Here is a 6,983-nt window from a genome sequence, read left to right on the forward strand (position 1 = left end):
TCCGACAAGGGCATCACCAACCTGCACGTGCCGAGCGACGTCATCATCGATGCCTCGATGCCGGCGATGATCCGCGACAGCGGCGGCATGTGGAACGCCGAAGGCAAGCTGCAGGACGCCAAGGCAGTGATCCCGGATCGCAGCTATGCCGGCGTCTACGCCGTGGTCATCGAGGATTGCATCGCGCACGGCGCGTTCGATCCGGCGACCATGGGCAGCGTGCCTAACGTGGGCCTGATGGCGCAGAAGGCCGAGGAATACGGCTCGCACGACAAGACCTTCCAGATCCCGGCCGACGGCACCGTCCGTGTCGTGGCGGAAGATGGCAGCGTCGTGTTCGAGCATGCGGTGGAGCAGGGCGACATCTGGCGCATGTGCCAGACCAAGGACGCGCCGATCCAGGATTGGGTGAAGCTGGCCGTTCAGCGCGCGCGCCTGTCGAACACGCCGGCGGTGTTCTGGCTGGATAAGCACCGCGCGCACGACGCGCAGGTGATCGCCAAGGTCGAGCGCTACCTCAAGGATCACGACACCTCGGGCCTCGACCTGCGCATCCTCGCGCCGGAAGAAGCGACGAAGTTCTCGCTGGAGCGCATCCGCAAGGGCCAGGACACGATCTCGGTCACCGGCAACGTGCTGCGCGATTACCTCACCGACCTGTTCCCGATCATGGAACTGGGCACCTCGGCGAAGATGCTCTCGATCGTGCCGCTTATGGCCGGCGGCGGCCTGTTCGAGACCGGCGCGGGTGGTTCGGCGCCGAAGCACGTCCAGCAGTTCGTCGAAGAGGATTACCTGCGCTGGGATTCGCTGGGTGAGTTCCTGGCCCTCGCGGCCTCGCTCGAGCACCTGGCCGAGCGCTACGACAACAAGCATGCCCGCGTGCTTGCCAAGACCCTCGACCAGGCGAACGGCCGCTTCCTCGACAGCAACAAGTCGCCGGCGCGCAAGGTTGGCGAGATCGACAACCGCGGCAGCCATTTCTACCTGGCGATGTACTGGGCGGAAGCCCTCGCTGCGCAGGATGACGACGCCGACCTGAAGGCGAAGTTCGCTCCGGTGGCCAAGGCGCTGTCGGAAGGCGAGGCAAAGATCGTGGCCGAGCTCAACGGCGCCCAGGGCAAGCCGGTCGAGATCAAGGGCTATTACCACCCGGATATGCAGCTGGTCGAAGCGGCCATGCGTCCGAGTGCATCCTTGAACGCCGTGATCGACGGGCTGCGCCCCTAACTGCGGCGAACCCACCGCGCGCAAGCGCGCTCCCACAAACGCACACGCATTGTGGGAGCGTGCTTGCACGCGATAAGGCCCGGCCAATCCATGCCGTTGCCTAGCCGTGACTACTCACCGCGCAGGCCGACACTCACTCCCCGGCTTACTCTTTCGTGAGATCAGAGGCCGAAGCAAGGCTATGCAGCTGTTCGCTGGAGAGGACGATGTCCGCCGCACGCGCCAGTTCCGAAAGCTGTGTCGTGGTCGTCGCACTCGCGATCGCCGCAGCGATCGAAGGCTGCGCCATCACCCAGGCAAGGGAAACCTGCGCCGGCGTCGCGCCATGCGCCTTCGCGACCTGGTCGAGCGCGGCGAGCACGCGCATGCCGCGCTCGTTGAGGTAGCCCTTGACCTTGGGTGCGCGGGCCGCGCTCTTCTGCAGGTCCCCTTCGCTGCGGTATTTGCCGCTCAGGAAGCCGCTGGCCAGCGAGTAATAGCTGATGACGCCGACGTCTTCCTTCACGCAGAGGGGCTGCAGGCCATCCTCGAAGCCCTTGCGGTCCATGAGGTTGTATTCGGGCTGCATGGATTCGTAGCGGGCAAGCTGCTTCGTCTCGCTGGTTTTCAGCGCATCGGCGAAGCGCGCCGCGTCGTAGTTGGAGGCACCGATCACGCGCACCTTGCCGGCCTTCACCAGCTCATCGAACGTACGCAGCGTTTCTTCCAGCGGAACCTTGGGGTCATCCTCATGCGCCTGGTAGAGATCGACGCAATCGACCTGAAGGCGCCGCAACGAGTCTTCCACGGCTTCGCGGATGTTGGTGGGCGAGAGGCCAGGGTAGCGTTTCCACTTGGCCACCTTGGTGGCAATGACGACCTTGTCGCGCTTCCCGCTCTTCTTCAGCCAGCGGCCGATGATGGCTTCGGACTCACCACCTTCATTGCCTGGCACCCACGCGGAGTACGCATCGGCGGTATCGATGAGGTTGAAGCCATGGTCGACGAAGGCATCCAGCAGCTCGAACGAGCGCGCCTCATCGGCGCTCCAGCCGAACACATTGCCGCCAAACGCGAGTGGTGCGACCTGCAGGGGCGAGCGGCCGAGTTTCCGAAGCTTCATGCGGGGATCCCATGGGAACGATCAGTCCCCATGATGACCCATGCGAGGTGGCAAGGACGTCAACCCCGCCGGCGCGCCTCAGCAGCAGGCTGCTGCCGAACCCCCGCAGGCAGCGGCCTCCTTGTTGGAGCGCGCTTGCGCGCGATGCTCCTTGCCGGCCTCCGTATCGCGCGCAAGCGCACTCCCACCAGGCCTTTCACGCTCCGGCGCGCCGAGAGCGAGGATGAGTTCCTTGTCCACGATGTGGCCATGCATGAAGGCAAGGCCGGTGAAGATCGAAGCCATGACATCCCTCCTGGTCGACTTGTCGTGGGCTAAAGGTTGGGCTTTTCGCGGCCCGCAAAAAAGCGATATGTTTGCAACCCGGACTTGAGGGAAATTCACGTGTCCCGTCTTCCGCTCGGCTTGCTCCAGGGGTTCGTGCTCGTCGCCAGGACGGGCAAGCTCGCGCGCGCCGCCGAGCAGCTGAACCTCACCGTCAGCGCGCTCAGCCACCAGATCCGCAACCTCGAAGAACGCCTCGGCCGCTCCCTGTTCGATCGCGGCCCACGCGGGGTGACCCTCACGGCCGATGGCGCCAACCTGCTGGAAGCCATCGGCCACCATTTCGAGGGTATCGAGCACGCGCTCGGCCGGTTCCAGGGCCGTCACCAGGATTCGGTGACCCTGAGCACCTTGCCCTCCGTCGCCTCGAGCTGGCTGGTGCCGCGCCTGCCCAGGCTGGTCGCCGCCCATCCAGAGCTGGAACTCAGCCTGCATTCCCAGGTGGGCCTGGTGGATTTCGACCGCGAGCCGACGATCGATGCGGCGTTCCGCTATGGCCTGGGGGCGTGGCCGCGGACGAAGGCCGAGCGGCTGTTCGGTGAATTCATCGTGCCGATCGCGAGTCCCTCGCTGGTACGCAAGATGGGCGGCCTTCCCGATACCTCGTTGAAGGGGTGGCCGTTGCTGGGCGATCCGTCGGGCCGCTGGAACGACTGGGCCGAGCAGTTCGGCATGCCGCTGCCCTCCCGCTACGTCGCGCGTTTCGACAACACCGAGCACCTGCAGCGGGCGGTGCTCGAGGGCCTGGGCGTCGCCCTCGGCCGCCTGGTCATGGCGCGCTCGCTGATCGAGTGCGGGGCGCTGACCGTGTTGTGCAAGGAGCGCATGCGCGTCGCCGAAGCCTATTACCTCGTTTATCCGAAGCGTTCGGAGACCCACGCGGGCTTTACCCGGCTGCGTGAATGGCTGCTGGCCGAGGCGGCCGAATACGAGGCCGGGATCAGCGAAGACCGGCCCCTGCCGGCTTGACCCATTTGCGCTGCGGCGCGACAATTGTCCGGCTCCCCGGGCTGGTCCGGCCGGGCTGCACCCTCCTTAGCTTATCCAGGCATATGGACGTTCACCCTAGTACACGCGCCGGCTCCCGCTCGCATCGGGTCCCGGCGTTTGAAAACCACATCGCCCGCGGCGACCGCACCCGGTCGGCCGGCGCTTTCTCCTACTAGGGAAAGTCCGGCTCTCCTCGTCGGTAGCCGTGCGCTACCGTTATTCGAGGATTGAGCCATGAATCTCCAGCTCGACAAGACCAGCCCGCGCATGTTCGGGCGCCGTCTCGCCTTCGCACTCGCCCGTCGTCGCGGCACCGCCCAGCCGGTGAAGCGCACGATCACGGTGCCGCGTTCGCTCGATTCGGCTGAAAGCTCGTTGAAACCGGCTGACGGCAAACTGCCGCAATCATGAACAGCGACATAGACACTACGACGCCGCTCTCGCGGTCCATCGTCACATCCAACGAGAATTCCGTCCGTCGGCCCCGAGCCGGCGCGCCTGCTTTCGGCTAACTGCGGCCGCAAGCCGCTCGCGCCCGCCGGTCCCACGTGCCGGGTAGGTAGCGAGCCATGAAGATCCACACCTCGCCGGCGGCCGTCGCCGCCAAGACCTTTACCAACGCGACCGCGGACGCCTTCCGTCCGGCGGATGAGCTGCTGCGCGCGCTGGATTCCCGCATCGACGGCCTCGACGAGGAGGCCATCGCCGAGCGCCTCGATCGCGACGGTATCAATGAAGTCGGGCACGAGAAGCCTCCGCACTGGGCGGTCCAGCTCCTGCACGCCTTCAAGAACCCGTTCATCATCGTGCTGCTGGTGCTCGCGGTGGTGCAGCTGTTCACCGATCCGGAAGACCTGACCGGCCCGACCATCATCGCGGTCATGGTCGGGATCAGCGTGCTGCTCTCGTTCACCCAGGAATACCGCTCCTCGCAGGCCGCGGAGAAGCTGAAGGCGATGGTGCGCAACACCGCCTCGGTGACCCGCCGCGCCGAGGATGGCCATGCCGAGCGCATCGAGGTGCCGGTCGAAGAGCTGGTGGTCGGCGATATCGTCCACCTCGGTGCCGGCGACATGATCCCCGCCGACCTGCGCCTCATCACGGCCAAGGATTTGTTCATCTCCCAGGCCATCCTCACCGGCGAATCCATCCCGGTCGAGAAGACGGCGCCGCACGGTGCGTCGCCCGCTGAAAGCGGCGGCCCGCTCGACCTGCCGACCGTCTGCTACATGGGTACCAACGTCGTCTCCGGCACCGCCACCGCGGTGGTGCTGGCCACGGGTTCGCGCACCTACCTGGGCTCGCTGGCGCGCACGCTCTCGGGTGAGCGCGTGCAGACGAGCTTCGACAAGGGCATCTCGTCGGTCAGCTGGCTGCTCATCCGCTTCATGGCGGTGATGGTGCCGATCGTTTTCGTCATCAACGGGTTCGACAAGCACGACTGGCTGGAAGCCTTCATGTTCGGGCTCTCCGTCGCCGTGGGTCTCACCCCGGAGATGCTGCCGCTGATCGTCACCGCCAACCTCGGCAAGGGCGCCATCGCCATGTCGAAGCGCAAGGTGGTGGTGAAGCGCCTCAACGCGATCCAGAACTTCGGTGCAATGGACGTGCTGTGCACGGACAAGACCGGGACGCTCACGCTGGACAAGATCGTGCTCGAGCGGCATGTCGATCTCGATGGCGACGACTCCGACGAGGCGCTGGAGTGGGGCTACCTCAACAGTCGCTTCCAGACCGGCCTGCGCAACCTGATGGACAAGGCGGTGCTCGCGCACCGTGACCTGGAGACCATCGCCCACCGCTTCCGCATCGTTGACGAGATTCCGTTCGACTTCCAGCGCCGCCGCATGTCGGTGGTGGTGACCGACGGCGAGTACGAGCAACTGGTGATCTGCAAGGGCGCGGTCGAGGAGATGCTGGCGATCTGCACCGAGGCGCGCATCGGTGGCGAGGTCGAGCCAATGACCGAGGAGAAGCGTGCCGAGATCCGCGCGATGACCCGTCGGCTCAACGAGGACGGCCTTCGCGTGCTGGTCGTGGCCGTGCGCCGCGATCCGATCGGCGACCGTGCCTATGGCGTGGCCGATGAATCCGGCCTCACTGCCGTCGGTTGCCTGGCCTTCCTTGATCCACCGAAGGATTCGGCGGCGACCGCCATTCGCGCGCTGAACCACCATGGCGTCGCCGTGAAGGTCATCACCGGCGATAACGAAGCGGTGACGAAGAAGATCTGCGCGGAAGTCGGGCTGGACGTCTCCGGCACCGCGCTCGGCCGCGATATCGAGCAGCTGGACGACGAGGCGCTGGATGCGATGGTGGAGAGCACCACCATCTTCGCCAAGATGTCGCCGGTGCAGAAGGCGCGCGTGGTGAAGTCGCTACAGCGCAAGGGCCACACCGTGGGTTTCCTCGGCGATGGCATCAACGACGCACCGGCGCTGCGCGATGCCGACGTCGGTATCTCGGTGGATACGGCCACGGATATCGCGAAGGAATCGGCGGACATCATCCTGCTCGAAAAGAACCTGATGGTGCTGGAAGAGGGCGTGCTCGAGGGCCGCGTCACCTTCGGCAACATCATGAAGTACATCAAGATGACCGCCAGCTCGAACTTCGGCAACGTGTTCAGCGTGCTGGTGGCGAGCGCCTTCCTGCCGTTCCTGCCGATGCTGCCGCTGCAGATCCTGGTGCAGAACCTGCTGTACGACCTGTCGCAGCTGTCGATCCCGTTCGATCGCATGGACGAGGAATACCTGCGCACGCCGCGCAAGTGGGATGCGGGTGACATCGGCCGCTTCATGGTCTGGATCGGCCCGGTGAGCTCGGTGTTCGACATCACGACGTTTTGGCTGATGTGGCATGTGTTCGGCGCGCACGACGTGGCCCACCAGTCGCTGTTCCAGTCCGGCTGGTTCATCGAGGGCCTGCTCTCGCAGACGCTGGTGGTGCACATGATCCGCACGCGGCGCATCCCGTTCCTGCGCAGCATGGCGTCTGCGCCGGTGCTGGCGCTGACCGGCGCGATCATGGTGATCGGCATCCTCATCCCGTTCTCGGGGCTGGGGGCGCGCATCGGCATGACGCCGCTTCCGGGTGCGTACTTCGGCTGGCTGGCGCTGACGCTGGTGTCGTACTGCGTACTCACCCAGATCGTGAAGACGCTCTACATCCGCCGCTACAAAACCTGGCTCTGATTCCGTAGGAGCCCACCTGTAGTGGCCGGGTTTTTCTGGACCACCAGTAGGAGCAAAATCTCCTGCGAGGTGATCTATGGGTTTCAAGATAATTTCCCCGGCCGTCAAGGCTGAAGCCATCCGACTGGTGGTTGAGGCGGGCT

Annotated in this window: 6 protein-coding genes; 4 read left to right on the forward strand and 2 right to left on the reverse strand. The window is 65.3% G+C overall.

Going from position 1 to position 6,983, the window contains the following annotated elements; translation table 11 throughout:
* The coding region (locus tag ACTHLF_RS14005; protein ID WP_440327960.1) for an NADP-dependent isocitrate dehydrogenase at positions 1 to 1,230 on the forward strand (1,230 nt) is incomplete at its 5' end.
* Between the two features lie 145 nt (positions 1,231 to 1,375).
* On the opposite strand, the gene ACTHLF_RS14010 is transcribed toward ACTHLF_RS14005, so the two are convergent.
* Together ACTHLF_RS14010 and ACTHLF_RS14015 are read right to left on the reverse strand one after the other, a co-directional pair.
* Complete coding sequence (locus ACTHLF_RS14010) at positions 1,376 to 2,332, reverse strand: aldo/keto reductase (RefSeq protein ID WP_440327961.1); 957 nt, start codon at positions 2,330 to 2,332, stop codon at positions 1,376 to 1,378.
* A 78-nt stretch (positions 2,333 to 2,410) separates the two neighbouring features.
* Positions 2,411 to 2,617, reverse strand: coding sequence for a hypothetical protein (locus tag ACTHLF_RS14015; RefSeq protein ID WP_440327962.1), 207 nt, complete (start codon positions 2,615 to 2,617; stop codon positions 2,411 to 2,413).
* Positions 2,618 to 2,716: 99 nt separating this feature from the next.
* Between ACTHLF_RS14015 and ACTHLF_RS14020 the strand changes: the two genes are divergently transcribed.
* The 3 genes from ACTHLF_RS14020 to mgtA all read left to right on the forward strand — a co-directional run bounded on the left by ACTHLF_RS14020 (position 2,717) and on the right by mgtA (position 6,840).
* Entirely contained in the window at positions 2,717 to 3,625 is a 909-nt protein-coding gene (locus ACTHLF_RS14020) for a LysR substrate-binding domain-containing protein (RefSeq protein WP_440327963.1), read from the forward strand.
* Between the two features lie 255 nt (positions 3,626 to 3,880).
* Entirely contained in the window at positions 3,881 to 4,057 is a 177-nt protein-coding gene (locus ACTHLF_RS14025; protein WP_440327964.1) for a hypothetical protein, read from the forward strand.
* A gap of 158 nt (positions 4,058 to 4,215) precedes the next feature.
* Entirely contained in the window at positions 4,216 to 6,840 is a 2,625-nt protein-coding gene (gene mgtA, locus ACTHLF_RS14030) for a magnesium-translocating P-type ATPase (RefSeq protein WP_440327965.1), read from the forward strand.
* The last annotated feature ends 143 nt before the right edge of the window (positions 6,841 to 6,983 follow it).

This window comes from Luteibacter sp., assembly GCF_051958795.1.
In the GTDB taxonomy this organism is placed as follows: Bacteria; Pseudomonadota; Gammaproteobacteria; order Xanthomonadales; family Rhodanobacteraceae; genus Luteibacter.